23 protein-coding genes are annotated in these 26,766 nt (G+C 73.8%); 12 read left to right on the top strand and 11 right to left on the bottom strand.

The window, feature by feature from the left end:
• Nucleotides 1–1,911: a 1-deoxy-D-xylulose-5-phosphate synthase gene (gene dxs, locus ML340_RS04370; protein WP_240097035.1), complete on the bottom strand. Its 1,911-nt coding sequence runs from the start codon at nucleotides 1,909–1,911 to the stop codon at nucleotides 1–3.
• A 90-nt stretch (nucleotides 1,912–2,001) separates the two neighbouring features.
• Nucleotides 2,002–4,092, bottom strand: coding sequence for a M13 family metallopeptidase (locus tag ML340_RS04365; protein ID WP_240097033.1), 2,091 nt, complete (start codon nucleotides 4,090–4,092; stop codon nucleotides 2,002–2,004).
• Between the two features lie 145 nt (nucleotides 4,093–4,237).
• On the opposite strand from ML340_RS04365, the gene ML340_RS04360 reads away from it, so the two are divergent.
• Nucleotides 4,238–5,611 carry an MBL fold metallo-hydrolase RNA specificity domain-containing protein gene (locus ML340_RS04360; protein WP_240097031.1) on the top strand — a complete coding sequence of 458 codons (1,374 nt, stop codon included), beginning with the start codon at nucleotides 4,238–4,240 and terminating at the stop codon, nucleotides 5,609–5,611.
• Entirely contained in the window at nucleotides 5,611–6,348 is a 738-nt protein-coding gene (locus tag ML340_RS04355) for a sulfite exporter TauE/SafE family protein (protein WP_240097029.1), read from the top strand. Before ML340_RS04360 ends, ML340_RS04355 begins: the two co-directional genes overlap by 1 nt.
• A 4-nt stretch (nucleotides 6,349–6,352) precedes the next feature.
• On the opposite strand, the gene ML340_RS04350 is transcribed toward ML340_RS04355, so the two are convergent.
• Genes ML340_RS04350 through ML340_RS04340 form a run of 3 tightly spaced genes read right to left on the bottom strand, consistent with a single transcriptional unit; the run spans nucleotide 6,353 to nucleotide 10,029 of the window.
• The gene (locus tag ML340_RS04350; RefSeq protein ID WP_240097027.1) at nucleotides 6,353–6,700 is read right to left on the bottom strand and encodes a hypothetical protein; all 348 of its coding nucleotides are present in this window, start codon (nucleotides 6,698–6,700) and stop codon (nucleotides 6,353–6,355) included.
• Nucleotides 6,701–6,722: 22 nt separating this feature from the next.
• The gene (locus ML340_RS04345) at nucleotides 6,723–8,372 is read right to left on the bottom strand and encodes a CHASE2 domain-containing protein (protein WP_240097025.1); all 1,650 of its coding nucleotides are present in this window, start codon (nucleotides 8,370–8,372) and stop codon (nucleotides 6,723–6,725) included.
• 10 nt (nucleotides 8,373–8,382) lie between these two features.
• Nucleotides 8,383–10,029, bottom strand: a complete 1,647-nt coding sequence (locus tag ML340_RS04340) for a FecR family protein (RefSeq protein WP_240097023.1) — start codon at nucleotides 10,027–10,029, stop codon at nucleotides 8,383–8,385.
• A gap of 381 nt (nucleotides 10,030–10,410) precedes the next feature.
• Between ML340_RS04340 and ML340_RS04335 the strand changes: the two genes are divergently transcribed.
• On the top strand, nucleotides 10,411–11,721 hold the full coding sequence (locus ML340_RS04335) for a DEAD/DEAH box helicase (protein ID WP_240097022.1): 1,311 nt from the start codon (nucleotides 10,411–10,413) through the stop codon (nucleotides 11,719–11,721).
• A 12-nt stretch (nucleotides 11,722–11,733) separates the two neighbouring features.
• Here ML340_RS04335 and ML340_RS04330 read toward each other — a convergent pair whose 3' ends face one another.
• The 3 genes from ML340_RS04330 to trxA form a co-directional block, all read right to left on the bottom strand.
• Nucleotides 11,734–12,414, bottom strand: a complete 681-nt coding sequence (locus ML340_RS04330) for a DUF502 domain-containing protein (RefSeq protein WP_240097021.1) — start codon at nucleotides 12,412–12,414, stop codon at nucleotides 11,734–11,736.
• A gap of 52 nt (nucleotides 12,415–12,466) precedes the next feature.
• Nucleotides 12,467–14,452: a bifunctional serine/threonine-protein kinase/formylglycine-generating enzyme family protein gene (locus ML340_RS04325; protein ID WP_240097019.1), complete on the bottom strand. Its 1,986-nt coding sequence runs from the start codon at nucleotides 14,450–14,452 to the stop codon at nucleotides 12,467–12,469.
• A gap of 111 nt (nucleotides 14,453–14,563) precedes the next feature.
• Nucleotides 14,564–15,427, bottom strand: coding sequence for a thioredoxin (trxA, locus tag ML340_RS04320; RefSeq protein WP_240097017.1), 864 nt, complete (start codon nucleotides 15,425–15,427; stop codon nucleotides 14,564–14,566).
• Between the two features lie 42 nt (nucleotides 15,428–15,469).
• Here trxA and ML340_RS04315 point away from each other — a divergent pair, with 42 nt between their 5' ends.
• Entirely contained in the window at nucleotides 15,470–16,060 is a 591-nt protein-coding gene (locus tag ML340_RS04315; RefSeq protein WP_240097015.1) for a DUF998 domain-containing protein, read from the top strand.
• Here the strand turns inward: ML340_RS04315 and ML340_RS04310 are convergent.
• A complete protein-coding gene (locus ML340_RS04310) occupies nucleotides 16,041–16,292 on the bottom strand; it encodes a SemiSWEET transporter (RefSeq protein WP_240097013.1) in 252 nt (83 codons plus the stop codon). The genes ML340_RS04315 and ML340_RS04310 overlap by 20 nt on opposite strands.
• Entirely contained in the window at nucleotides 16,289–17,632 is a 1,344-nt protein-coding gene (locus ML340_RS04305) for a metal-dependent hydrolase family protein (protein WP_240097011.1), read from the bottom strand. Before ML340_RS04305 ends, ML340_RS04310 begins: the two co-directional genes overlap by 4 nt.
• Before the next feature lie 120 nt (nucleotides 17,633–17,752).
• Here ML340_RS04305 and leuS point away from each other — a divergent pair, with 120 nt between their 5' ends.
• The 6 genes from leuS (at nucleotide 17,753) to rlmH (ending at nucleotide 23,779) form a co-directional block, all read left to right on the top strand.
• Entirely contained in the window at nucleotides 17,753–20,536 is a 2,784-nt protein-coding gene (gene leuS / locus ML340_RS04300) for a leucine--tRNA ligase (RefSeq protein WP_240097009.1), read from the top strand.
• Between the two features lie 23 nt (nucleotides 20,537–20,559).
• A complete protein-coding gene (locus ML340_RS04295; protein ID WP_240097007.1) occupies nucleotides 20,560–21,078 on the top strand; it encodes an LPS-assembly lipoprotein LptE in 519 nt (172 codons plus the stop codon).
• A 7-nt stretch (nucleotides 21,079–21,085) separates the two neighbouring features.
• On the top strand, nucleotides 21,086–22,129 hold the full coding sequence (gene holA, locus ML340_RS04290) for a DNA polymerase III subunit delta (protein WP_240097005.1): 1,044 nt from the start codon (nucleotides 21,086–21,088) through the stop codon (nucleotides 22,127–22,129).
• 7 nt (nucleotides 22,130–22,136) lie between these two features.
• A complete protein-coding gene (gene nadD / locus ML340_RS04285) occupies nucleotides 22,137–22,823 on the top strand; it encodes a nicotinate-nucleotide adenylyltransferase (RefSeq protein WP_240097003.1) in 687 nt (228 codons plus the stop codon).
• Nucleotides 22,824–22,836: 13 nt separating this feature from the next.
• Nucleotides 22,837–23,238 (top strand): ribosome silencing factor, encoded by a 402-nt coding sequence (gene rsfS, locus ML340_RS04280; RefSeq protein WP_240097001.1) that lies wholly within the window; start codon nucleotides 22,837–22,839, stop codon nucleotides 23,236–23,238.
• A 70-nt stretch (nucleotides 23,239–23,308) separates the two neighbouring features.
• Nucleotides 23,309–23,779 carry a 23S rRNA (pseudouridine(1915)-N(3))-methyltransferase RlmH gene (gene rlmH, locus ML340_RS04275; protein WP_240096999.1) on the top strand — a complete coding sequence of 157 codons (471 nt, stop codon included), beginning with the start codon at nucleotides 23,309–23,311 and terminating at the stop codon, nucleotides 23,777–23,779.
• A gap of 34 nt (nucleotides 23,780–23,813) precedes the next feature.
• On the opposite strand, the gene ML340_RS04270 is transcribed toward rlmH, so the two are convergent.
• Entirely contained in the window at nucleotides 23,814–24,560 is a 747-nt protein-coding gene (locus ML340_RS04270) for an SIMPL domain-containing protein (protein ID WP_240096997.1), read from the bottom strand.
• Nucleotides 24,561–24,713: 153 nt separating this feature from the next.
• Here ML340_RS04270 and ML340_RS04265 point away from each other — a divergent pair, with 153 nt between their 5' ends.
• Both ML340_RS04265 and rng read left to right on the top strand, forming a co-directional pair.
• Complete coding sequence (locus ML340_RS04265) at nucleotides 24,714–25,283, top strand: Maf family nucleotide pyrophosphatase (protein WP_240096995.1); 570 nt, start codon at nucleotides 24,714–24,716, stop codon at nucleotides 25,281–25,283.
• Nucleotides 25,280–26,764 (top strand): ribonuclease G, encoded by a 1,485-nt coding sequence (gene rng, locus ML340_RS04260; protein WP_240096993.1) that lies wholly within the window; start codon nucleotides 25,280–25,282, stop codon nucleotides 26,762–26,764. Before ML340_RS04265 ends, rng begins: the two co-directional genes overlap by 4 nt.
• Nucleotides 26,765–26,766: the final 2 nt, after the last annotated feature.

The following is a 26,766-nucleotide window of genomic DNA, read 5'->3' as shown; positions in this document are numbered from 1 at the left end:
TCAGCCGCCGGCGGACGCCGCGGCGGCGGGCGGCACGGCCAGCGCCGGCCAGCGCGCCAGCAGCGCAGCGCGGATGCCGGCCGCGTCCAGCCCGGCCTCGGCCAGCAGCTGCTCGCGGCTGGCATGCGGCTGGAAGGCATCCGGCAGGCCCAGGTGCAGGATCGGCAGCGCGAGGCCCTCGGCCGCCAGCAGTTCGCCCACGCCGCTGCCGGCACCACCGGCGACCACGTTGTCCTCGAGGGTGACGAAACCTTCGTGGGTCCTGGCCAGCTCGAGGACGAGCGCGCGGTCCAGCGGCTTGACGAAGCGCATGTTGACCACGGTCAGACCGAGCTCGGCGCCGACCTGTTCCGCCGCGGGCACGATCGCGCCGAACGCCAGCAGCGCGATCCGCGCGCCGCGCCGGCGCAACTGCGCCTGGCCGATGGGCAGCGTCTCCAGGGTCGGCTGCACCGCGACCCCGGGGCCCGTGCCGCGCGGGTAGCGCACCGCGGCCGGGCCCACGTGCCGGAACCCGGTGGTGAGCATCTGCCGGCACTCGTTCTCGTCGGCCGGCGCCATCACCAGCATGTTCGGCACGCAGCGCAGGTAGGACAGGTCGAGGTTGCCGGCGTGGGTGGCGCCGTCCGGGCCGACCACGCCGCCGCGGTCGATCGCGAACAGCACGTCGAGGTTCTGGATCGCCACGTCGTGCACCAGCTGGTCGTAGCCGCGCTGCAGGAAGGTGGAATAAATCGCCACCACCGGCTTGGCGCCCTCGCAGGCCATCCCGGCCGCCAGCGTGACCGCGTGCTGCTCGGCGATCGCCACGTCGAAGTAGCGCTCCGGGTATTCCTGGCTGAAGCGCACCAGCCCGGAGCCCTCGCGCATCGCCGGGGTGATCCCCAGCAGGCGCGGCTCGGCCGCGGCCATGTCGCACAGCCAGTCGCCGAACACGTCGGTGTAGGTCGGCTTCTTCGCGCCCGGCTTGGCCACCACGCCCTGCTGCGGGTCGAACGGGCCGACCGCGTGGTAGCCGATCTGGTCGCCCTCGGCGCGCTCGTAGCCCTTGCCCTTGGTGGTGATGACGTGCAGCAGTTGCGGGCCCTTCAGGCCCTTGAGGGTCTTCAGGGTGGCCAGCAGCGCCGGAATGTCGTGGCCGTCGATCGGGCCGGTGTAGTGGAAGCCCATCTCCTCGAACAGGGTGGAGGGCACGAACATGCCCTTCCAGTGTTCCTCCCAACGCTTGACGAAGCGCGCGGTCGGGTTGTGCTTGTCGCCCAGCAGCTTCTTGCCGCCCTCGCGCAGCGCGTTCAGGGTACGGCTGCCGGACAGCCGGCCGAGCATCTTGGTCAGCCCGCCGACCGCCTCGCTGATCGACATCCGGTTGTCGTTGAGGATCACCAAGAGGTCCGGCTCCGGCTCCATCCCGCCGGCGTGGCCGAGCGCCTCGTAGGCCATGCCCGCGGTCATCGCGCCGTCGCCGATCACCGCCACCACCCGCCGCTGCGCGCCGGCGCGGGCGTTGGCGATCGCCATGCCCAGCGCGGCCGAGATCGAGGTCGAGGAATGCCCGACGCCGAAGGCGTCGTATGCGGATTCCTCGCGCTTGGGGAACGGCGCCACGCCGTCCTTCTGCTTGACCGTGTGGATGCGGTCGCGGCGGCCGGTGAGGATCTTGTGCGGATAGCACTGGTGGCCGACGTCCCACACCAGGCGGTCGTCGGGGGTGTCGTACAGGTAGTGCAGGACGGTGGTCAGCTCCACCACCCCCAGCCCGGCGCCGAAATGGCCGCCCGACTTGCCCACCGATTCGATCAGGTAGGCGCGCAGTTCGTCCGCCACCGCGCGCAGCGAGCTCTCCGGCAGCCGGCGCAGGTCGGCGGGGCTGTCGATCCGCGACAGCAGCGGATAACGGGCGGCATCGATCATCCGGCTATTGTCCGCCTGCCTGCCGCCGCGGGCAACGCCGCCGCCGCGATGCGCCGCGGGCAGGCCGGGCCCGCCCGCGGCGCCGGCGGCTCACCAGATCACGACCCGCTTGTCCGCCGGCCGCACCATGGCATCGCCCGGCTTGCAGCCGAATGCCTGCGCGAACGCGGGCATGTTGCTCGGCGCGCCGATCGCGCGGAAGTTGGCCGGCGCGTGCGGGTCGGTGCGCAGGCGCACCTTCAGTTCGTCCGGGGTGAAGTTGCGGCGCCACACCGTGGCCCAGTTGAAGAAGAAGCGCTGGTCCTCGGGGTGGCCGTCCACCTTGTCCTGGCCCGACTTGCCGGCGTCCTTGAGCGCCTTCTGGTAGGCGTCCCAGGCCACGTTCAGGCCGCCGAGGTCGGCGATGTTCTCGCCCAGGGTCAGCTCGCCGTTGACGTGCAGGCCGTCGATCGCGACGTAGTCGTTGAACTGCTGCACCAGCCGCGCGGTGCGCTGCTGGAAGCCCTCGCGGTCGGCCTTGGTCCACCAGTTGTTGAAGTTGCCCCGGGCGTCGAACTGGCTGCCCTGGTCGTCGTAGCCGTGCAGCATCTCGTGGCCGATCACCGCGCCGATGCCGCCGTAGTTGAGGGCGGGGTCGGCCTTGGGATCGAAGAACGGCGGCTGCAGGATCGCGGCCGGGAACACGATCTCGTTCATCAGCGGGTTGTAGTAGGCGTTCACCGTCTGCGGCGACATGCCCCACTCGCTGCGATCCACCGGCTTGCCGATCTTGGCCATGTCGTAGGCGTGGTTGAACTTGGCCGCGGCCAGCACGTTCTGCACGTAGCTCTCGCGCCCGGTGGTGAGGCCCTCCCAGCTGCGCCACTTGTCGGGGTAGCCGATCTTGGGGGTGAAGCCGGCCCACTTCTCCATGGCCTTGGCCTTGGTCTCCGGGCTCATCCAGTCCAGCGCCTCCAGCCGCGCCTTCAGCGCCTGGCGCAGGTTGTCCACCAGCACCTGCATCTGCGCCTTGGACTGCGGCGGGAAGTACTGCTTGACGTACAGCTGACCGAGCGCCTCGCCGGCGGTGTTCTCCACCGTGTCGAGCACCCGCTTCCAGCGCGGCTTCTGCTCCTGCTGGCCGCGCAGGGTGCGCGCGTAGAAGTCGAAGCGCTCGTCGTTGAACTTGTCGGCCAGGTACGGGGCCATGCCGTCGATCAGGTGCAGGCGCAGGTAGGCCTGCCACTGCGCGGCCGGCACCTCGGCCAGCATCTTGTCGAATTCGGCGAAGAACTTCGGCTGCGACAGCGAGAAGCCGTCCGCCTGCACGCCGTTGGCCTGGAAGAAGGCGCTCCACGGGAAGTGCGGGGTCAGCTTGTCCGCCTCGGCCATGGTGACGTAGTGGTACTGGTTGTTCGGGTCACGCAGCTCGACCGGCGACAGCGAGGCCCGGGCCAGGCGGGTCTCGAACGCGAGCACGTCGGCCGCCTGCTTGTCGGCCTCGGCGGGGGCGATGCCGACGTTCTGCAGCTGGCGCGAGACGTGCTTGACGAAGGCCTCGCGGATCGCCTTGTACTTGCCGTCCGGGCCGTCCTCCAGGTAGTAGGCGCGCTCCGGCAGCGACAGCCCGGACTGGAACGCGTAGCCGATCTTGCGGCTGGAATCCTTGAAGTCGGCCTCGGCGCCGAACGCGAACACCTCGCCGCGGCCGGCGGCGAACTCGTCGCGCAGGTAGGCGGCGATGTCGGCCGGGGTCTTGAGCGCGTCGATGCGCGCCAGCATCGGCTGGATCGGGGCGGCGCCGGCCGCCTCGATCTTGGCGGTGTCCATGCCGGTGGCGTACAGGTCGCCGACCAGCTTGGCCACGCCGGTGGCCTTGGCATCGGCGGCCGCGGCCTCGGCGATCGCGCGGCTGGCGGCGACCGAGCGCTCGTCCAGCATCTCGAAGCTGCCCCAGCTGGTCTTGTCGGCCGGCACCGGGTTGGCGGCCAGCCACTTGCCGTTGACGTAGCCGGCGAAGTCGCTGCACGCGTTCTTGCCGGGGTCGAGATCGCTGGTCTTGAACGCGGCCAGCGGCGGCAGCGCGGCGGTCGCGGCCGGGGCGGCGGAGGCCGCCGGCTTCGCCGGCTCGCCAGGCTTCTGGCAGGCGGCCAGGACCAGGGTGATGGACAGCGGCAGCAGCAACAGCTTGGGTGCGTTCACGGCGGGGTTCCGGGAGGGGTCTGGATGGCGCGGATTCTAGGCGCCGGGCGGACGCCGCGCCGGTGCCCATGGTCATGCCGGCCGGGCGCGTTCAGCCGGCATCTGGCGTACCCTGTCGCGCGCGCAGCAGGGACGAGGAGCCGACATGCAGGTGCAGTTCCACGGAGCGGCCGGGCAGGTGACCGGGTCGATGCACCTGGTCGAGGCCGCGGGCCGCCGCCTGCTGCTGGACTGCGGCATGGTGCAGGGCAGCCCGGAGGCCGAGGCGGCGAACTTCGCGCCGTTCCCGTTCGATGCCGCCGCGCTGGACGCCGTGGTGCTCAGCCATGCCCACATCGACCACTGCGGGCGCCTGCCGCGGCTGGTCATGGCCGGTTTCCGCGGGCCGATCTACGCCCAGGCCGCCACCGCCGACCTGCTGCCGATCATGCTGCTGGATTCGGCCTCGCTGCAGGAGAGCGACGCCGAGCGCGCCAACCGCCGGCGCCGGCCGGGGCAACCGCCGGCGGTGCCGCTGTACAGCCGGCAGGACGTGCAGCGCACGCTGGAGTTGGTGCGGCCGCTGCCCTACGGCGTGCACCCGGCGCTGCTGCCGGGGATCGACCTGGTCCTGCGCGATGCCGGCCACATCCTCGGCTCGGCCAGCGTGGAGCTGCGCGCGGACGGCCGCATCCTCGTGTTCTCCGGCGACCTCGGCATGCGCGGCACCCCGATCCTGCGCGATCCCGAGCCGGTGCCAGCGGCCGACCTGCTGCTGCTGGAATCCACCTACGGTGACCGCAACCACCGCGACCGCGAGGCCACCGTGCAGGAGTTGGGCGAGATCCTGCACGCAGCCTGGCGCGACGGCGGCAACGTGCTGATCCCGGCGTTCGCGGTGGGGCGCACCCAGGAACTGCTGTACTGGTTCGCCCGCCACTGGGACGACTGGGGCATGGCGCGTTGGCGGATCTTCCTCGACAGCCCGATGGCCTCGAAGGTGGTGCAGGTGTACGACCGCCACCACGAACTGTTCGACGCCGAGGCGCGCGCGGCGTGGCGCGGCACCCCCAACCCGTTCCGGCTGCCGAACCTGCACGTCACCGAGTCGGTGGAGGAGTCGATGGCGATCAACCGCATCGGGGGCGGCGCGATCATCATCGCCGGCAACGGCATGGCCAACGGCGGCCGCATCCTCCACCACATGCGCCAGCACCTGCCGCATCGCCAGACCCGGATCGTGTTCGTCGGCTACCAGGCCGAGGGCACGCTCGGGCGGCGGCTGGTGGAGGGCGCGCGCTGGGTGCGCATCCACGGCCACGACGTGCAGGTGAACGCGCAGCGGCACACCGTCGGCGGGCTGTCCGCGCATGCTGACCAGCAGGGGCTGCTGGACTGGTACGCGGGCATCGCCCCGCCACCGCCGCTGGCGCTGGTGCACGGCGAGGAGCGCGCGCGCGAGGCGCTGGCCGGGGAGATCCTGACCCGCCACGGTGTGCAGGCGGTGCTGCCGCGCCCGGGGCTGGTGCTGGACGTCTGATGCCGGAGCTCGGCCGCGGCGCGGGATTCCTGCTGCTGGCGCTGCTGGCCGAGGTCGCTGGTACCGTGGCCGGGTTCGGCTCGTCGGTGTTCTTCGTGCCGGTCGCGAACTTCTACTTCGACTTCCAGTCGGTGCTCGGCATCACCGCGCTGTTCCACCTGGCCAGCAACCTGAGCAAGCTCGGGCTGTTCCGCGCCGGGATCGACCGCGGCCTGCTGCTGCGGCTGGGCGTGCCTGCGGTGGTCTGCGCGGTGCTGGGCGGGCTGGCCTCGGCCGCGCTCGACACCCGCTGGCTGACCGGCGTGCTGGCGGTGTTCCTGCTCGCGCTCAGCGGCTGGATGCTGCTGCGTCCGCGCTGGACGGTGCGCGCGAGCACCGGCAACGCGGTGCTGGGCGGGGTGTTGTCCGGCGGGATGGCCGGGCTGGTGGGCACCGGCGGCGCGGTGCGCGGCATCACCCTGGCCGCGTTCGACCTGCGCAAGGAGGTGTTCGTGGCGACTTCGGCGGCGATCGACCTGGCGATCGACCTCAGCCGCGGCGTGGTGTACGCGCGCAATGGCTACATCCACGCCCACGACCTGGTGTGGGTGCCGCTGCTGGCGGTGGTGGCGCTGGCCGGCACCTGGCTGGGCCGGCGCATCCTGGCGCGGCTGCCGCAGGCGCTGTTCCGCCGCATCGCGCTGCTCTTGGTGTTCGCGATCGGCCTGCTGACCCTGTGGCAGGCCGCCGCCGGCTGAGCGCTCAGCGCCGGCGCGCGCCGCCCGCGCCGGACAGCAGGAGCAGCCCGCCGACCAGCCCGATGTTCTTCATGAAGTGCAGCAGCTGCGCGGCCTGCGCGCTGCCGGAGAACTTCCAGAACGGGTGGGTGAGCGCGGCGTCGGCCAGCAGGGCGGCGGCCGCCAGCAGCGCCAGTGCGCGCAGCTGCCAGCCGGCGGCCAGCAGCACGCCCAGCAGCACCTCGCCGGCGCTGACCAGCAGGCTGCCGTTGGAGTACGCCACGCCGTGCAGCGCCTGCCACAGGCGGAAGCCGCCGGCGACGATGAACACGGCGGCCAGCAGCCATTGTGCGAGGCGGGTTTCGAGCTTCATGCGGTTGCGGGGTCGGGTGGGGTCAGGCGCCGGGGGGCGGCGCCAGCCGCGCACGGTCGCGGCCGTCGGACTTGGCAAGGTACAGGGCCACGTCGGCGCGGTCGAGTAGCGCGTGCACCGAGGCATCCTGCGGGTCGGAGACCGCGATGCCGATGCTCAGGGTGAGGATTCCGCGCTCCTCGTTGTCCGGGTGCGGGATGCGCTGTGCGCGCACCGCGGCGCGCAGGCGCTCGGCCAGGGCCAGTGCGGCCGGGCCGTCGGTCTCCGGCAGCACCGCGGCCAGCTCGTCGCCGCCGTAGCGGGCGCAGAGGTCGCGCGGGCGCCGCAACTGCGCGGCCAGCAGCTGGCTGACCCGGCGCAGGGCCTCGTCGCCGGCGCGGTGCCCGAGGCGGTCGTTGTAGCGCTTGAAGTGGTCGATGTCGATCAGCAGCAGCGCCAGCGGATGCCCGGTGCGCAGCGCCGAGGCGTGCTCACGCGCGAGCGCGGCGTCGAACTGACGGCGGTTGCCGACCCGGGTCAGGCCATCGGTCAGGGCCAACCGGTGTGCGCGCCGATAGTGCACCAGGGCGAGCACTGCGCCTGCCAGCGCGAGCGCCAGCAGGGGCGAGACCGGAGGCAGCCACAGCCGGGCCTGCAGCAGCAGCCAGGCGCTGACGGCCAGCGTCAGCAGCGCGCCCGCGGTCAGCACCGCCCATGCCGGCAGGCGCGGAAACCGCCACAGCAGCAGCAGCGGCAGCAGCGCCAGCGCGGCGGCGCTCGGCAGCCACTGCGCGGGCGTGAGCGGGGTCACCGTCGCGCGTGCCAGCAGTTCGCTGGCCAGGCCGGCCTGGAACAGGGTGCCCGGCACGTAGCGGCGGCCGTCGCGGGTCTCGACCAGCACCTCCTCGCCGAGGCCCTCGGCGGTGGCGCCGACCAGCACCAGGGCGCCGCGCAGCAGCCCGGCCGGCACCTGGCCCTGCAGCAGGTCGAGGTAGGACACCCGGCGCAGCCCGGTCAGGTCCAGGTTCGGCAGCAGCACGCGCCGGTCCTGTTCCCAGCGGTAGGGCGAGGCTTCCTGCGGCGGCCGGCGCTCGCCAAGGGGCGCGGCGGGCGCGGGGCCCGCCAGCGCGACCAGCGCCGCGCCCAGGGCCGGCCAGCGCGCATCGCCGACGCCGGCCTGCAGGTAGGCGCTGCGCGCGACGCCATCGGGATCCGGGGTGATCGCGGTGTGTCCGAACGCGGCCGCCGCCGCGGCCAGTGGCGGCGCCGGCAGGGTCTCCAGCGGCGCCGCCCCGGGCTGTGGCGCTTCGGCGGTGACGGCCAGCGCCACCCGCCCGCTGGCGCGCATCGCGGCGGCCAGCGCGGCGTCGCCGGCCGGGTCGTGGCGGTCGGGCTCGGCGAACAGCACGTCGAAGCCGATGGCCGCGGGCTGCGCCTGCTGCAGCCGCTGGAGCAGGCGCGCATGCAGCGCGCGCGGCCATGGCCAGGCACCGAGCGCATCAAGGCTGTGCTGGTCGATCTCGACCACCACGATCTTGCGATCCGCGGCGGGGGCGCGCAGGCCGGAGAGGCGGTCATACAGCCAGCCGTCCAGCGGTCGGGTCAGGCCGGTCAGCGCCAGCAGCAGGACGCAGCCCGCACCGAGGGCCAGCAGCCAGGGATGCAGGGCGGGGGAACGGGCGGCGGTCGGCATGCCGGGTCTCCTACAGCGCCCACACCAGCAGCGCACCGCCGCCGAGCAGCCACCAGCGGCAGGCGCGGCAGCCGGTCTGGAACGTCTGCGCCGGGCCGAACGGCCGCGCCTCGCCGTCGGCGTCGATCACCTGCACCCTTGCATGCCAGCGCCCGCTCGGCAGGTTCGTCAGCGGCAGGCGATTCTGCGCGACCACCGTGTCCAGCCGCGGCTGGCTGAAGTCCGGGGCGGCGGCGACCTGCACCCGGAAGCGCTGGCCCGGGCGGCCTTCCGGCCAGCGCAGTTCCAGCGTGTCGCCGCGGCCGGCGACCCCCGGCTGCGGCGGCGCGCCCGGCGGCAGCAGGGTCAGGCGGCTCACGGTCCAGGCCGACTGGCGCCCCTCCTGGTCGAGGGTGGCGATCCGCCACAGGTAGGCGCCGGGGGCGAGGGCCTGCGCCGGTCGCCAGTCGGTCGCCGGCAGCGCCTGCACGTCCTGCAGCGGGCGGGCGAAACCGGGATCGTCGGCCGCCGCCAGCTGCAGCCGGTAGCGGGCGTCCGTGCCGACCGAGCTCCAGCGCAGGCGCGGGCGCTCCATATCCAGTTCCGCGCCGTCCGCCGGGGCGAGGGCGAATGGCGCCGGCAACTGCACCGGCAACTCGGCCTCCGCATCCAGCCCTTCCAGCCCGTCGGCGGCGATCGCGCGCACGCGGAAGCGCTGGGCACCGTCCGGCAGCGCGGCGATCGCCAGTTCCGGTGCGTCCACCACGGTGTCCAGCAACAGGTACGGGAACGCCGGAGTGCCGCCGACTTCCACCCGGTAGCGCGCCGCCCCGGGCACCGCCTGCCAGCGCAGGCGGATCGGGCGCTGGCCGGCGTCCACCGCGAGGCCGGCCGGGGCCGGCAGCAGGGCCTGCGCGGCGAGCGGCGAGCGCGGGCCGCGGCTGGCCACGCCCTGGCCGGCCTGCAGCTGTACCCGGTCGCGCGCATCCTGCGCCTGCACAAGGCCCTCGCTGACCTCGGTGCGTGCGCCGGCGGCGTCCTGCGCGACCCGGAACCGGGTGCCGCGCACGCTCGAGGTCAGGGCCGGAGTCTGGATCGAGAAGCTCGATCCACGGCGCAGCTTGTTGACCTGGTTGGAGACGCGTCCCTGCAGCAGGCGCAGGCGGGTGTCGACCATTCCGCTGCGGCCATAGGCACCCAGCCGGTCCAGCGCCAGCGCGCTGTTCTCCTGCAGCAGCAGCTCGCTGCCGTCGGCGAAGCGCAGGGTCAGGCTGGCCCCGGCCCCGGTGCGCAGCAACAGGCCCATGCCGACCTGCATGCCCGCCACCACCGGCTGCGGCGGTCGTCCTGGGCGCTCGAAGCTGGCCTGCCCGCGCACTCCCAGCACGGTCGCCGGCGCCGGCTGCAGCTTCAGCCATTCGACCGGGATGCGCAGCACGCTGCCGGGCGCCAGCCGCGCCGGATCGGCGATCCGGTTGTGCGCCTGCAGCTGCTGCCAGGGGATGTCGGCGCGCAGGTAACGGCGCGCGAGATCCCACACGGTGTCGCCGGGCCGGACCCGGTAGCTCCAGTCGGCGGCAGGCGCGGCGAGCATCGCCAGCAGCAGGGCCAGGCCCAGCAGCAGGGCCGTCAGGCGCTGCAGTCGGGGGCGTGAGGGGGCAGGGGCGTGGGGCGGCATCCGTGCGGGGCGGTCGGGGCGAAATTCCTGACGCAGTTCGCATTTTACGTGCCAATCCCGGCGTTCGCATGCATCCGGGGCGGTGGCGCGGGGGATGCAGACCGCGTGTCTGGCTGGCTGCCGATCGCGACATGAATGGACGCGATGCGTCAGACGCGTCTGCCGGCCGTAGGCGCCGCGCTCGCGTATGATGGCCGCCTGCGCACGAGCGACCGTTGTTCCCGGTCCTGCCGCCTCGCCGCGGCGCACCACCCCCGACGCCCACCGACGCGCAGCCACGGTCCGGAGCCCCGGCCCGTGCCCCCACGATCCCCCGCGCGGCAGCAGGGAAGCGCACGGATCCCGCACGCCCCTGGCGTGACCGTCCCCAAGGAGCTTTGCATGACGTTCGAATCCCTCGGCCTAGCGCCTGCGTTGCTGCGCGCGCTGGCCGAACAGGGCTATGCCACCCCGACCCCGATCCAGGCCCAGGCGATCCCGCTGGTGCTGGCCGGACACGACGTGCTGGGCGGTGCCCAGACCGGGACCGGCAAGACCGCCGCGTTCGGCCTGCCGCTGCTGCAGATGCTGGCCGAGCTGCCCAAGCCCGAAGGCCTGCGCCGGCCGCGGGTGCTGGTGCTGACCCCCACCCGCGAGCTGGCGGTGCAGATCACCGACAACCTGCGCGCCTACGCCAAGCACCTGCGCCTCAACGTCACCGCGCTGTTCGGCGGGGTGGGCATGCAGCCGCAGGTGGAGGCGTTCCGGCGCGGCGTGGACGTGCTGGTGGCCTGCCCCGGGCGCCTGATCGACCACCTCGAGCGCGGCACCTGCAAGCTCGGCGACGTGCGCATGCTGGTCCTGGACGAGGCCGACCGCATGCTGGACATGGGCTTTTTGCCCTCGATCAAGCGGGTGATGAAGCACGTGCCGGCGCAGCGGCAGACGCTGCTGTTCTCGGCCACCTTCGAGCCGCGCATCAAGGCGCTGGCGCTGGAGTTCATGCAGGACCCCAAGCAGGTGCAGGTGGCCGCGCAGAACACCGTGGTCGAGACCATCGCCCACCACGCGCATCCGGTGGACGCAGCGAGGAAGCGCGAGCTGCTGATCGACATCCTGGCGCGCCGCCACGCCGAGCAGGTGCTGGTGTTCGGCAAGACCAAGCACGGCTGCAACCGCCTGGCCGAGCAGCTGGAGAAGGCCGGGCTGCCGGCGCTGGCGATCCACGGCAACAAGAGCCAGGCCGCGCGCCAGAAGGCGCTGTCGGAATTCAAGAGCGGCAAGACCCGGATCCTGGTCGCCACCGACGTGGCCGCGCGCGGGCTGGACATCCCGCAGCTGCCGCTGGTGATCAACCACGACCTGCCGATGGTGGCCGAGGACTACGTCCACCGCATCGGCCGCACCGGCCGCAACGGCGCCCGCGGCGAGGCGATCTCGCTGGTGTCGCCGGACGAAGCCGGGCTGCTGCGCCAGATCCAGAAGCTGCTGGGCCGCGAGATCACGATACAGGTGGTGCCGGGCTTCGAGCCCAGCCGCGCCATCCGCACCGACGCCAAGCCGTTCGCCGACGCGGCGCGCGCGCCGCGCCCGGGCCGCAACCGCCGCCCGCACGCCAAGCCGCGCAGCGCGCATGCGCACGCCGGGGCGAAGCCGGCGCCGCGGGGGGACGGCCGCAGCCGTCGGCCGGAAACCGGCGGTCGCCGCGGCTGAGGCGGCCGCGGGTCAGTCGCGGCGCGGCGGCGCGAACGGGATGCTGTCCGGCGCGACCGCGCCGCCGCTGATGATGAAGCTCATCGCCTGGTCGACGTTCCAGTCGGTCGGGGTCAGCTGCTCCACCGGCACGATCTCCAGGTAGCCGGAGGTCGGGTTCGGCGTGGTCGGCACGTACACCGCCGCCAGCTCGCGCCCGCTGCCCTGCTCGCGGATCACCCGGGTGACGAAGCCCAGGGTCTTCATGTCCGGATGCGGGAAGTCGATCAGCACCACCCGCTGGGTGCCGTCCGGCTTGGTCTGCAGGATGTCCAGCAGCTTGCGCGCGCTGCCGTAGACGGTGCTGGCGAGCGGGATGCGCGCGATCAGGGCCTCGAACCAGCCGAGCAGGCGCTGGCCGACCACGCGCCGGGTCAGCCAGCCGACCGCCAGGATCAGCAGCACGGTCGCCACCAGCGCGATCGCGCCGAGCACCCACGGCTGCACCAGCCAGCCGAACGCACGCGGGTTGGCGGCGGCCAGGCCCTGCAGGGCCGGGCTCACGACCGGTTTGCTGAGATCGCCGAGCAGGGTGAACACGAAGCGCAGCACGACCCAGGTCAGCCATAGCGGCAGCAGGGTCAGCAGTCCGGTCAGGAACAGGCGCTGCAGGCGGTGCCCGAGCGCGGGCGGAGGCGTGGGGGAGGCAGCCATGCGTGGATTGTAGGCCGTGCGGCCGGCCTCCGCGCGCCGTGCCGGCAGGCGTTCAGCGCACCCGCACCAGGCGGATGCCGACTTCCGGCTGGCCGCGCGCGGCGTCCAGCGGCTGCGGACGGCCGCTGGCCATGCGGGTGCTGCAGGCGGCGTCGCCGCACAGGGTGCTCCAGGCCACCGCGTCCGGCTGGCTGCGCAGTTCGCCCATGCTGGGCAGGCGGAAGCGGCCGTTGCCCTGCGCGTTGCGCCACTCCAGATAGGCCAGCGCGTCGGCGGCCGACACGCAGGTGACCGGCGCGTCCTCGCGCGCGCGGCGGCCGCCGGCGTTCTGCCAGGTGCGGCGGCCGCCGAACAGACCGGCGCGGCCGCAGTCCGCGGGCGCGCGCCCGGTCTGCTCGGCGAAGCGGGCGTAGTCGGCGCGGGTCACGGTGACCAGATCGACCGGGCGGGGGGCGGCGGGCGCCGCTGGAGCAGCGGCCGCCGCAGGTGCCGCAACGGCCGGCAGTGCGGCCAATTTCGCCTGCAGCGCGCGCCGCTGTGCGGCATCGTCGATCAGCCAAGCGCTGTCGGCCAGCAGGCGCGCGGCGGCGGCCGGATCGCGCGCGGCGGTGGCCTGCCAGCGCTGGTCGAACGCGGCGCGCAGGCGCTGGCGCAGCAGTGCCAGGGCGCTGCCGTCACCGCCGCGGCGGGCATCGAGCTGGCGCGCGCGCTCGAACAGCGGGCGCGCCTGCGCGGGGTCGCCCTCGCGCAGGGCGGCAGTCGCGGCGGCGGCCAGGGCGTCGAACAGGCGCGCGGTCAACACCTGCACCTGCGGATGGGTGGCGGCCACCCGCCAGGCCGCGTCCCAGCTGTCCCAGGCATTGCCGTTGGCAGGGGCCAGCAGGCGGCCCTGCGCGATCTGCTGCTCGGCATTGGCGACGAACGCGGCGCCCTCGCCGAGCGGCGGCGGATCCGCCAGCCCGAGCACGGCGCCGCCGGGCGGCGCGGTCGGCGTCGGCAGCGTCGGCGCCTGCGCGGTGGCAGGCTGCGCGGGAGCCGGCGCGGGAGCCGAGGGCGCCGCGGGCGTCCGCCCCGGCCCGATGCGCCAGCCGGCATAGCCGAGCGCGAGCACGGCCGCCGCGGCGAGGGCCAGCCACGGTGCGCGTCGCCGCCAGCGCGGGGCCGCGCTGGTGGCCTCGGCCGCAGGCGGTGGCAGCGGCACCGGGGTGAAGCGGGGCCCGGCGCGCTGCGCGAGGGCGTCCAGCTGTTCGCGCATCGCGCGCGCGCTGGGCGGGCGGTCCTGCGGCTGCTTGGCCAGCGCCGCGTCGAAGAAGTCCTGCCAGTGGCGCAGCGGGGGCGGCAGCCGCGGCACCGGCTCCTGCACGTGCTTGAGCGCCATCGCCAGCGCGTCCCCGGCCTGGTAGGGCAGGCGCCCGGTCAGCATCTCCCAGGCCAGCACGCCGAGGCTGTAGAGGTCGGCGCGGCGGTCCACCGGCTGCCCGCGCGCCTGTTCCGGCGGCATGTAGGCGGTGCTGCCGACCGCCAGTCCGGCGGTGGTCAGGCGCGGATTGGTGCCGCGCCGCAGCGCGATCCCGAAGTCCGCCAGCAGCGGGCGGTCGGCCTCGTCGAACAGCACGTTTTCGGCCTTGACGTCGCGGTGCACCACGTTGTGCACGTGGGCATGGTCGAGCGCGTCGAGCAGGGCGCGCAGGATCGCGGCCACCTTCGGCTGGTCGCCGCGCAGGTCGCGCTGGCCGAGGTGCCCGCGCGGCAGGTAGGGCATGGCGTAGAACGGCAGCCCGTCGGCGGTGCGCCCGACCTCGAAGATGCCGACGATGTGCGGGTGCTGCAGGCGCGCGATCGTGCGCGCCTCGTGCTCGAAGCGCGCGCGGCTGACCTCGTCGGCCAGCACCTCCGGCAGCATCACCTTGAGCGCGACCTTGCGCCCGAGCGCCAACTGCTCGGCCAGGTACACGGTGGACATGCCGCCGGCGCCGATCACCCGCAGCAGGCGGTAGCCTTCGACCTCGGGGAAACCGGCAGGATCGGGGGCGGACATGCGGTGCGGCGGCGTCGGAAGCCAGGACGGCCGGAGCATACGCCGGCCCCGCCGGCGCGTGCAGCCGGGCGCGCGCGGAACTGCGACCGCGGTCCGCCCGCCGGCGGCGGGTCAGACCAGCAGCAGCGCGGACATCTGGCGGCGGGCGCGGCCGACCACGTCTTCGTCGTCCACGATCCGGAACGCATCCAGCAGCGACTTGCGCGCCAGCCCGTCGCCGTAGGCGCGGTCGCGCCGCAGCATCTCCAGGAACTGCGCGAGGCCGGCCTCGGCATCGCCCTCGACCAGCCGGCGCACGCCGAGCAGGTGGCGCGCGCGCAGGTCGCCGGGGTCGGCGGCGATCGCCGCCTCCAGGGTCGCCGCCGGCGGCGCGTCCTTCAGCAGCGCGGCGAAGCCCAGGCGCGCCCGCGCCTTCAGCGCGCGCTCGTCGGTGGCGAGGTTGGCCGGCAGCGCGTCCAGCAGCTGCTCGGCCTCGGCCGCGGCGCCGGTCTGCAGCAGGGCCAGGGCCAGGTCGAGCTTGAGCCCGGCGTCGTCCGGGGCGGCCTCGATCGCCTTGCGCAGGCGCATCACCTCGGCGTGCGGATCGCGCGCCACCGGCGGCTCCGGCGCGGCCTCGGCGGCGGCCGGCTCGATGCCGTGGTGCTTGAGGAACTCGCGCAGCTGGCCTTCCGGCAGCGCGCCCGGGAAGCCATCCACCAGCTGGCCGTCCTTGAGCAGCATCACGGTCGGCACCGAGCGGATCTGGAACGCGGCGGCCAGCTCCTGTTCCTTGTCCACGTCCACCTTGGCCAGCACGAAGGCGCCGTGGTAGTCGGCGGCCAGCTTCTCCAGGATCGGCCCGAGGGTGCGGCAGGGACCGCACCAGGTGGCCCAGAAGTCCACCAGCACCGGGACCTGCTGCGACTTGCGGATGACCGCCTCCTCGAAGGTGGCGGCGGTGGCGTCGAACACGTGGGGCTTGGCGGCGTCGGTCATGGGCGGCGGGGAAGCAGCGGGGATGGGCGCTAGCATGGGGGCATGCGACGCACATTCAAGCTTGCCCTGCCCTGGCTGGCCGTGGCCGTGTTCGTGGCCGCGCTGGCGGCGGCCGGCCTCGGCGTGCCGGAGTATTCCCACCGCCTGCATCCGCTGGCCCTGCGCGGCGCGAGGGGGCTGCCGGCGGCATGGGCCTTCAATGCCGGCGCGTTCCTGCTGCCGGGGGGGCTGCTGGCGCTGCAGGCGCTGCGCTGGCGCGCGCGGCAGGGGCATCCGGGCTGGGCGCTGCGGCTGGCGCTGGCACTGGCGCTGCTGTCGGCCCTGGCGTTCGCCGCGCAGGGGCTGCTGCCACTGGACATGCGCAGCGTGGATGCGCCGGCCAACCGCCTGCACGCGCTGGCGTGGATGCTGTGGTGGATCGCATTCGTGCCGGCCACGGCCGCATTCGCCTGGGCGGTGCGCAGGGCGCGCGCGCCGGCGCTGGCGGGGCTGCTGCTCGCCGCCGCGGTGCCACTGCTGGCAGTGCTGCTGCCGATCGGGGCCTGGGTCGGGCTGGCCCAGCGGCTGGCCTTCCTGGCCTGGTTCGGCTGGTGGCTGCTGGCCGGGCGCGCGCTCAGCCGTAGCGCAGTTTGAGCGCGAGGATGCTCGCCGCCAGCACGAAGGTGATCGCGTTGGAGACGATCATCGGCCACGAGTGCAGGTACAGCCCGTAGCCGAACCAGCACGCCACCCCGAAGGTGAACACCACGTACATCCACAGCGAGATGCCGGAGGTGTCGCGGCTGCGCAGGGTCTTGGCCGCCTGCGGCACGAACGCGACGGTGGTGCAGGTGGCGGCGAGGTAGCCCAGCCATTCCAGGCTCATCGCGCCGGCTCCCGGTAGACCCGGCCGTCCTTCATCACGAAGTCCACCGCCAGCACGTTGCGGATGTCGGCCACCGGATCGCCCGGCAGCGCGATCACGTCCGCGCGCATGCCCGGGGCCAGCACGCCCTGGTCGTCCACCCCCAGCACCTCGGCCGCGTGCACGGTCGCGGCCTGCAGCGCGTAGGCGGCGGGGATGCCGGCCTCGACCATGTACAGGAACTCGCGCGCGTTGTCGCCGTGCGGGCCGACGCCGGCATCGGTGCCGAACGCGATCTTGACCCCGTTGCGGTAGGCCCGGCCGGCGGTGTCCTGGATCAGCGCCCCGATCCGCGCCGCCTTCGGCCGCACCACCTCCGGGAAATAGCCTTCGACCTTGGCCTTGTCCGCCACGAAGCGCCCGGCGCTCAGCGTCGGCACGTACCAGGTGCCGCGCTGCTTCATCAGCGCCATCACCCGCGGGCTCATGTAGGTGCCGTGCTCGATGCTGGTGACCCCGGCCAGGACCGCGCGGTACATGCCTTCCTCGCCGTGCGCGTGCGCCGCCACCCGGTAGCCGTAGTCGCGCGCGGTGTCGACGATCGCGCGCGCCTCCTCCACGGTGAACTGCGGCGCGTCGGCGGACTTGGCGTAGCTCAGCACCCCGCCGGTGGCGGTGATCTTGATCACGTCGCTGCCGTCCTTGTAGCGCTGGCGCACGGCCTGGCGGGCGTCGTCGACCGAGTTGATCACGCCCTCGGTCGGCCCCGGCGGGCCGACCAGGTGCGCCAGTGCGCTGTTGTAGCCGTTGGTCGGATCGGCGTGCCCGCCGGTGGTCGCGATCGACTTGCCGGCGGCCCAGATCCGCGGGCCGTCGATCAGGCCCTGGTTGATTGCGTCGCGCAGGTGCAGTGCGACCTCGCCGCCGAGGTCGCGCACGCTGGTGAAGCCGGCCAGCAGGGTCTTGCGCGCATAGCCGACCCCGCGCAGGGCGAAGTCCACGTCGTCGAGGCGGAAGCCCTCCTCGTAGCTGCGCGGGCTGGACTGGCTGCCGAGGTGCACGTGCAGGTCGGTCCAGCCGGGCAGGCAGGTGCGGTCGCCGAGGTCGAGCACGCGCGCGCCCGCCGGCGCGGGCGCCCGTCCGGGCGTGACCGCGGCGATCCTTGCGCCGGCGATCGCGATGGTGTGCGGACCGAGCACGCGCCCGGCGCGCGCGTCGAACAGGCGCGCGCAGTGCAGCACGGTCGGCGGCGCGGCATCGGCGGAGGCATCGGCCGCGGCGGCGGACGCAGCGGCGGACGCGAGGGCGGAGGCAGGCAGGGCGGCCGCCAGCAGGGCGGCGCACAGGCAGGCAAGGCGCATGGCGGAAGGCTCCCCGAGGGTGTGCGGATGGTGCCACGATTGGTGCCATGATCGGTGCTGCGATGACGCTGGCCGGCAGCGTGGGTTAGGCTGTGCGCCCCGTTGCCGCCTGCCTTCGCCGTGAGCGCCGAACCCGCCAGCTACCAGCCCCGCCAGGTCGAATCCGCCGCCCAGTCGTACTGGGACCGCACCCGCGCGTTCGAGGTGCGCGAGGGCGGCGACAGGCCCAAGTACTACTGCCTGTCGATGCTGCCGTACCCGTCCGGCGCGCTGCACGTGGGCCACGTCCGCAACTACACGATCGGCGACGTGATCAGCCGCTACAAGCGCATGACCGGCCACAACGTGCTGCAGCCGATGGGCTGGGACGCATTCGGCCTGCCGGCCGAGAACGCCGCGATCAAGCACAAGACCGCGCCGGCCAAGTGGACCTACGCCAACATCGCGCACATGCGCGCCCAGCTGAAGGCGCTCGGCTACGCGATTGACTGGAGCCGCGAGTTCGCCACCTGCAAGCCGGAGTACTACGTGCACGAGCAGCGCATGTTCGTGCGCCTGCTGAAGCAGGGCATCGCCTATCGCAAGAACGCGGTGGTGAACTGGGATCCGGTGGACCAGACCGTGCTCGCCAACGAGCAGGTGATCGACGGCCGCGGCTGGCGCACCGGCGCGCTGGTGGAGAAGCGCGAGATCCCGCAGTGGTTCCTGCGCATCACCGACTACGCGCAGGAACTGCTGGACGACCTGGACCGCCTGGAGGGCTGGCCGGAGTCGGTCAAGACCATGCAGCGCAACTGGATCGGCCGCAGCGAGGGGCTGGAGATCCAGTTCCGGGTGGACGGCGAGGAGGAACCGCTGACGGTGTTCACCACCCGCCCCGACACCCTGATGGGCGTGACCTTCCTGAGCATCGCCGGCGAGCATCCGCTGGCGCTGAAGGCGGCTGCAAACAACCCCGAGCTGGCCGCGTTCCTGGCCGAGCTGCGCAAGGGCGGGGTGTCCGAGGCCGAGCTCGAAACCCAAGAGAAGCGCGGCATGGCCACCGGCCTGTGGGCCCGGCACCCGCTGACCGGCGAGGACCTGCCGATCTACGTCGCCAACTTCGTGCTGATGGGCTACGGCACCGGCGCAGTGATGGCGGTGCCGGCGCACGACCAGCGCGACTGGGAGTTCGCCCAGGCCTACGGCCTGCCGATCCGGCCGGTGGTGGTGGACGCGGCCACCCGCGACGCGCTGGAGGAGATCGCCGCGCACGTGCGCGGACACGACGATCCGATGGCGGTGGCGCTGGGCGAGCACCGCGCGGTCGACGTGGTCGAGGTGGATGCCGCGGTCGCGGTGGTGCGCGAATACCTGCGCCGGATCGAGCAGGAGGGGGCGCACACCGAGCGCGGCTGGCTGATCAATTCCGGCGAGCTCAACGGCATGGATTTCCAGGCCGCGTTCGACGCGCTGGCCGCGAAGGTGGAGGCCGAGGGCATCGGCTGCCGGCGGGTGAACTTCCGCCTGCGCGACTGGGGGGTGAGCCGCCAGCGCTACTGGGGTTGTCCGATCCCGGTCATCCACTGCCCGGCCTGCGGCGCGGTGCCGGTGCCGGAGGACCAGCTGCCGGTGGTGCTGCCGGAGGACGTGGCCGACGCCTTCGCCGCCGGCGACGTGCACTCGCCGATCAAGTCCGACCCCGCGTGGCGCAAGACCACCTGCCCGCAGTGCGGCGGCCCGGCCGAGCGCGAGACCGACACCTTCGACACCTTCATGGAGTCGAGTTGGTACTACGCGCGCTACACCTCGCCGGGCGCCGTCGAGATGGTGGACGCGCGCGCCGACTACTGGCTGCCGGTGGACCAGTACATCGGCGGGATCGAGCACGCGATCCTGCACCTGATGTACTTCCGCTTCTACCACAAGCTGCTGCGCGACGCCGGGCTGGTGCACTGCGACGAGCCGGCGACCCGCCTGCTCACCCAGGGCATGGTGGTCGCCGACACCTTCTACCGCGAGACGCCGGACGGCCAGAAGGACTGGATCAACCCGGCCGACGTGGAGTGGCGGATGTGGCAGCCGGAGCCGCCGCCGCTGTCGCTGCCCGACCCGGTGCCGGTGCCGCCGCCGGTGCTGACCCCGGTGCTGAAGGCCGACGGCCGCCCGGTGATCCGCGGCGGCACTGAGAAGATGTCCAAGTCGAAGAACAATGGCGTCGATCCGCAGGTGCTGGTGGACCGGTACGGCGCCGACACCGTGCGCCTGTTCTCGATGTTCGCCGCGCCGCCTGAGCAGTCGCTGGAATGGAGCGAGGCCGGGGTCGAGGGCATGGCGCGCTTCCTGCGCCGGCTGTGGCGCGACGTGCACGCGCACGCCGCGCAGCCGGCGCCGCCGGCGCTCGACCCGGGCGCGCTGGATGCCGCGCAGAAGGCGCTGCGCCGGCAGCTGCACGAGACCATCGCCAAGGTCGGCGACGATTACGGCCGCCGCCACAGCTTCAACACTGCGATCGCCGCGCTGATGGAGCTGCTGAACGCGCTGGCCAAGTTCGAGGATGCCTCCGGCCAGGGGCGCGCGGTGCGCCACGAGGCGCTGTGCGCACTCGTGCTGATGCTCAATCCGGTGACGCCGCACATCTGCCACGCGCTCTGGCAGGTCCTCGGGCATCCGGAGACGCTGCTCGAGGACCTGCCGTTCCCGACCCCGGACCCGGCGGCGCTGGTGCGCGACACCGTCACCCTCGCGGTGCAGGTGAACGGGCGCCTGCGCGCGACGCTGGACGTGGCGGTGGATGCGGCGCGCGAGGCGATCGAGGCGGCCGCGCTGGCCGAGCCGAACGTACGCCCCTACGTCGAGGGCCGGCAGATCCGGCGGGTGGTGGTCGTGCCGGGCAAGATCGTCAACATCGTGACCGCCGAGTGAGCGCGATCGCGTAGACTGCGCGCATGACCCGTCGCCTCGTCGTCCTGCTCGCGCTCTGCGCCGCGCTGCTGTCCGGCTGCGGCTTCCACCTGCGCAACGCGCTCAACCTGCCGCAGAACCTCGGCCCGGTGCGGGTGGTCGCGACCGACCCGTACAGCGAACTGGCCGACCGCCTCGCCACCGGGCTGCGGCGCGCAGGCGCGCAGCCGGCGCCGGAAGGGGCGACCGGCGGGGTGGCGACCCTGCGCATCCTGTCCGAGCAGTGGGCCGACACCCCGATCAGCTACGACCAGTTCGGGCGCGCGCAGGAGTTCTCGCTGCGCTACGCGGTGATCTTCAGCATGCAGCGCGCGGACGGCAGCATGGCGGTGCCGCAGCAGGCGGTCGAGCTGTCGCGCGACTACCTGGCCCCGGCGGTGGACTCGATCGGCAAGGCCAGCGAGCGCGAACTCCTGGTGCGCGAGCTGCGGCGCGAGATGGCCGCCGCCATCCTGCGCCGGGTGGATGCCGCCGCCAGCGCCGAGCCGGCCGCGGCCCGCTGAGGCCGGCATGGAGCTGAGCGCCGAGCGCCTGCCCGCCCAGCTTGCGGCCGAGCCGCTGCGGCCGGCCTACCTGGTCGCCGGCAGCGAGCCGCTGCTGGTGCAGGAAGCCGCGGACGCGGTGCGCGCCGCCGCGCGCGCGCAGGGCGTCGGCGAGCGCGAGGTGTTCGACATCGACGGCCGCGATGCCGGCTGGGCCGCGCTGCAGGCCGCGCTGCAGGCGCCCGGCCTGTTCGCCGCGCGCCGCCTGCTCGAGGTGCGCCTGCCGACCGGCAAGCCCGGCAACGAGGGCGCCAAGGTGATCGCCGCCTACTGCGCGGCGCCGCCGCCGGACGTGGTGCTGCTGGTGGTCGCCGGCGATTGGTCGCGCCAGCATGCCGGCAAGTGGAGCGAGGCGATCGCGCGCGCCGGGCACGTGGCGATCGCCTGGCCGGTCAAGCCGCACGAGTTGGAGGCCTGGCTCGAGCGCCGCCTGCGCCGGCACGGCCTGCGCGCAGCGCCGGAGGCGCTGGCGCAGCTGGCGCAGCGGGTCGAGGGCAACCTGCTGGCGGCGGCGCAGGAGATCGACAAGCTGGCGCTGCTGGCCGGCGGCCCCGGCGCCGCGGTGCTGGACGCGGCGCGGATGCAGGCGCTGGTCGCCGACAGCGCGCGCTACGACGTGTTCCGCCTGATGGATGCAGCGCTGGCCGGGCGGCCGGCGCAGGTCGCGCGCATCCTCGCCGGGCTGCGCGCCGAGGGCGAGGCGGTGCCGGCCCTGCTGGGCATGGTGGTGCGCGAGCTGCAGCTGCTCGCCACCCTGGCGGCGGCGCGCGACTTCGCCGCCGAGTGCCGCGCGCAGCGGCTGTGGGAGGCCAAGCAGGCGGCCTGCAAGCGCGCCCTCGCGCGCCATCCGCGCGCGCAGTGGGAGCGCTTCCTGCGCGAGGCGGCGCGGGTGGACCGGATCGCCAAGGGCCGCGCCCGGCCCGGCGAGGAGAGCATGGACGCCTGGCTGCAACTGGAACGGCTGCTGCTGGCGGTGGCCGATCCGGCGGCGCTGCCGCTGCTGGCGGCGTAGACGGCGCATGCTGCGGGTCTGCTTCGGCGGGACGTTCGACCCGGTGCATGCCGGGCACCTGGCGATCGCGCGCGCGGCGCGCGACGTGCTGCACGCGCAGGTGTGGCTGGTGCCCGCGCACGACCCGCCGCACAAGCCGGAGACCCGCGCCGACGCCGCCCAGCGGGTGGCCATGCTCGAACTGGCGCTGGCCGGCGAGCCGGGCCTGCACCTCGACCGCCGCGAACTGGCGCGGCCGGGGCCCTCGTACACCGTGGACACCCTGGCCGAGCTGCGCGCCGAACTGGGCGAGGCCTTGCCGATCGCCTGGCTGGTCGGCAGCGACGCCCTGCTGCAGCTGCATACCTGGCACCGCTGGCAGGACCTGTTCGAGCTGGCGCACGTGGTCGCGGTGCAGCGCCCCGGCGCCCCGATCGACGCGGCCATGCTGCGCGCCAGCGCCCCTGCGGTGCTGGCCGAACTCGACCAGCGCTGGCTGCCGCCCTCGGCCCTGCACGAGAGCGCCTCCGGCGGCTTCGCTCTGCTGCCGCTGGCGCTGCCGCGCCCGGAGTCCTCCACCGAGCTGCGCCGCCGCATCCGCAGCGGCGACCCCTGGCAGGACTGGGTGCCGCCGGCGGTCGCCGCCTACATCGAACGCCACCGGCTGTACCGCGAGCCGGGGGCTATACTGCCGCCCGAGTCCACCGACGCCTGAGAGCCCGACGCCCTTGACCACGCCCGCCCACGTCATCAAGACCCGCCTGCCGCACCCGCCGCCGTCCGCGGACGTCCTGCTGAAGACCGTGCACGCGGCGGTCGAGGAGCTCAAGGCGAAGGACGTGGTCGAGATCGACGTGCGCGGCAAGAGCAGCGTGTGCGACTTCATGGTGATCGCCTCCGGTACCTCCACCCGCCACGTCAAGGCGATCGCCGACGAGGTGGTGAAGTTCGCCAAGCGGCTGGACGTGGTGCCGCTCGGGGTCGAGGGCGAGCGCGAGGCGGAGTGGGTGCTGGTCGACCTCGGCGACGTGGTGGTCCACGTGATGCTGCCGCGGGTGCGCGAGTTCTATGCGCTGGAGCGGCTGTGGACGGTCGGCGACCAGCCGCCGGAGCCGGGCCTGCCGGGATGAGCCGGCCGCGCCGGGGCGTGCGCGCGCACACGGCTGCGCGCCCCCTGCCTCACGCCCCGGTCCTGCCGCGATGAAAGCCCGCCTGGTCGCGGTCGGCGAGCGCGCGCCCGGCTGGGTCGCGCAGGGGTTTGCCGAATACCAGAAGCGGCTGTCGCACTGGCTGCCGCTGGAGCTGGTGGAGGTCGCGCCCGGCAGCCGCGGCAAGGGCCGCGACACCGCGCGCGCGATCGCGGACGAGGGCGCGCGGGTGCTGGCGGCGCTGCCGAGGCAGGCGCAGGTGGTCGCGCTGGACGGACGCGGCCGCATGCACAGCTCCGAGCAGCTGGCCCAGCGCCTGGCGCACTGGCGTGGGCAGGGGCGCGATCTCGCCCTGCTGATCGGCGGCCCGGAAGGGCATGCCCCCGAGGTGCTGGCGCGCGCCGACGAGGCCTGGTCGCTCGGCCCGCTGACGCTGCCGCACATGCTGGTGCGCCTGCTGGTGGCCGAGCAGCTCTACCGCGCGGCGGCGCTGCTGGCCGGCCATCCCTACCACCGCGCCTGAGCGCGGCCCTGGGCGCGCGCCCGGGTAGGGCGGCTCAGCGGCCCAGCTCGAACACCACCTCGATGCCGACGCCGAGGCTGGCCTCGCCCGGCGACACCGCGGTGTCCTTCTCCATCATCGCCATCGGCGCGGCGGCCGCGCGCAGCACCGGCATCGGCGTCGGCAGGCGCGGGCCGCCCTCGTTGATGCTGATCACCCGCCGCACCTTCAGGCCCAGCGCCTCGGCATAGGTCTGCGCCTGCGCCTGCGCCTTGCGCAGGGCCAGCACGCGCGCCTCGGCGTAGGCGGCCTCCGGCTGGTCGACCTCGAAGCTGGGACCGCTGATCTGGTTGGCGCCGGCGGCGGCCAGCGCATCCAGCACCTTGCCCAGGCGGGCCAGCTCGCGCACCTTGACGCTGACGGTGTTGCTGGCCTGGTAGCCGACGATCGCCGGCGGCTGGTTCTCCACGTAGCGGTACTGCGGGTTCAGGCTGATCCCGCTGGTCTGGATGTCGCGCGCGGCGATCCCGGCGCTGCGCAGCGCCGCCATCACCCGGTCCATCTGGGTCGCGTTCTCGCGCATGGCCGCATTGGCGTCGCCGGCCTGGGTCACTACCCCGGTGGAGATCCGCGCCACGTCCGGCACGCGGGTGGTCTCGGCGGTGGTCGCCACCGACAGCAGGGTGGCGTCGGCGGGGACCTGCGGGGTAGGCGGCGTGGTCGACTGGGCTCCGGCGTGCATGGGGACTCCGAGGGCGAGGGCGAGGGCAAGGACCGGCAGGACGGCGCGGACGGCGGGCATGCGAGGCTCCAGTGGGATGGCGCGAGCGAGCATCGCCGGCGCCGGGTTGCCCGCAGGTGAACGCGCGCCGGCGGTGAATGCGTGATGAGCCGGCGCCCGCTGCGCGGGCCGCTGCCGCCGGGCCGGCGCGGGGCTCGGGTTAGACTGCCGGGCATGCTGCATCTAGCCTCGCGCTCGCCCCGCCGCGCCGACCTGCTGGCCCGCCTGGGGCTGGACTTCGGCGTGCTCGACCTCGACCTGCCGGAGCGGCGCGCCCCGGGCGAGCCGGCGCTGGACTACGTGTGCCGGGTCGCGCGCGAGAAGGCCGGCGCGGGCCTGCTGCGGGTGGTGGCGGTGCCGGGCGCGGTGGTGCTCGCGGCCGATACCGAGGTCATCCTCGACGACGACGTGTTCGGCAAACCGGCGGACGCCGCCGCCGCCGCGGACATGCTGCGCCGGCTGTCGGGGCGCACCCACGAGGTGGCCACGGCGGTGTCGGTGGTCGCCGCCGGGCGCGAGGCGCAGGCGGTGTCGCGCTCGCAGGTCACGGTGGAGGCGCTGGATGAGGCCGCGATCGCGCGCTACCTGGCCTGTGGCGAATGGCAGGGCAAGGCCGGCGCCTACGCGATCCAGGGCCGCTTCGAGGCCCACGTCGCGCACCTGGCCGGCAGCCACAGCGGGGTGATGGGCCTGCCGCTGTACGAGACCCGCCAGCTGCTGCGCCAGTTCGGGATCGACCCATGAGCGAGGAGCTGCTGGTCAACGTGACCCCGCGCGAGACCCGGGTCGCGGTGGTCGAGAACGGCATGCTGCAGGAGCTGCACATCGAGCGCGGCAGCCAGCGCGGGGTGGTCGGCAACATCTACAAGGGCAAGGTGCAGCGGGTGATGCCGGGCATGCAGGCCGCGTTCGTCGACATCGGCCTCGACCGCGCTGCCTTCCTGCACGTCAACGACATCTTCCGCAACGCCCCGCTGGAGCCGGGCGAGGAGTCCGGCGCGCCGGCGCCGCAGGTGCAGGTGCCGATCGGCGAGGTCCTGCGCGACGGCGCCGAGATCGTGGTGCAGGTGGTCAAGGACCCGATCGGTAGCAAGGGCGCGCGCCTGACCACCCAGCTCAGCATCCCCTCGCGCTACCTGGTGCTGCTGCCGCGCACGCGGGTGGTCGGCATCTCCGCGCGGATCGAGGACGACGCGGAGCGCGCCCGCCTGAAGGGGCTGATGGCCGCGCTGGCGCCGGCCGGGCGCGGCCACGGCTACATCGTGCGCACCAATGCCGAGGGCCAGCCGCAGGAAGCGCTGGCGGAGGACATCGCCTACCTCGGCCGGGTGTGGGAGCGGATCGAGCAGGCCGCCGCCGCGGCCAAGGTCGGCACCTGCATCTACGAGGACCTGAGCCTGCCGCTGCGCGCGGTGCGCGACCTGATCCGGCGCGACGTGGACAAGGTCAAGGTGGATTCGCGCGAGACCTGCGAGCGCCTGCGCCAGTTCGCCGCGCAGTACATGCCGGGGCTGGCCGAGAAGATCGAGCACTACGCCGGCTCGCGCCCGATCTTCGACCTGTACGGGGTCGAGGACGAGATCCAGCGCGCGCTGGAGAAGGAAGTGCCGCTGAAGTCCGGCGGCTACCTGGTGATCGACCAGACCGAGGCGATGACCACGGTGGACGTGAACACCGGCAGCTTCCTCGGCCAGCGCAACCTCGAGGAGACCGTGTTCCGCACCAACCTCGAAGCGGCGCAGGCGGTGGCGCGCCAGCTGCGCCTGCGCAACCTCGGCGGGATCATCATCATCGACTTCATCGACATGCTCGACGCCGAGCACCGGCGGCAGGTGCTGCGCACGCTCGAGAAGTCGCTGGCCAAGGATCACGCCAAGACCACGGTGTACGACTTCTCGCCGCTGGGGCTGGTGGAGATGACCCGCAAGCGCACGGTGGACTCGCTGCAGCGCCAGCTGTGCGAGCCCTGCCACGAGTGCGGCGGGCGCGGCATGGTGAAGACCGCCGAGACCGTGACCTACGAGATCTTCCGCGAGGTGGTGCGCGCGGTGCGCCAGTTCGAGGCCGAGCGCCTGCTGGTGATCGCCTCGCCCAAGGTGGTGGCGCGCATCACCGACGAGGAATCCAACGCGGTGGCGGAGCTGGAGGAATTCCTCGGCAAGTCGATCAGGTTCCAGCCCGACCCGCAGTACCTGCAGGAGCAGTTCGATGTGGTCCTGCTGTGAGC

The organism is Thermomonas flagellata (genome assembly GCF_022419185.1).
Taxonomy (GTDB): Bacteria; Pseudomonadota; Gammaproteobacteria; order Xanthomonadales; family Xanthomonadaceae; genus Thermomonas; species Thermomonas flagellata.
Note: the sequence above shows the minus strand (reverse complement) of the source record. Positions and strands in the feature narration are given on the sequence as shown.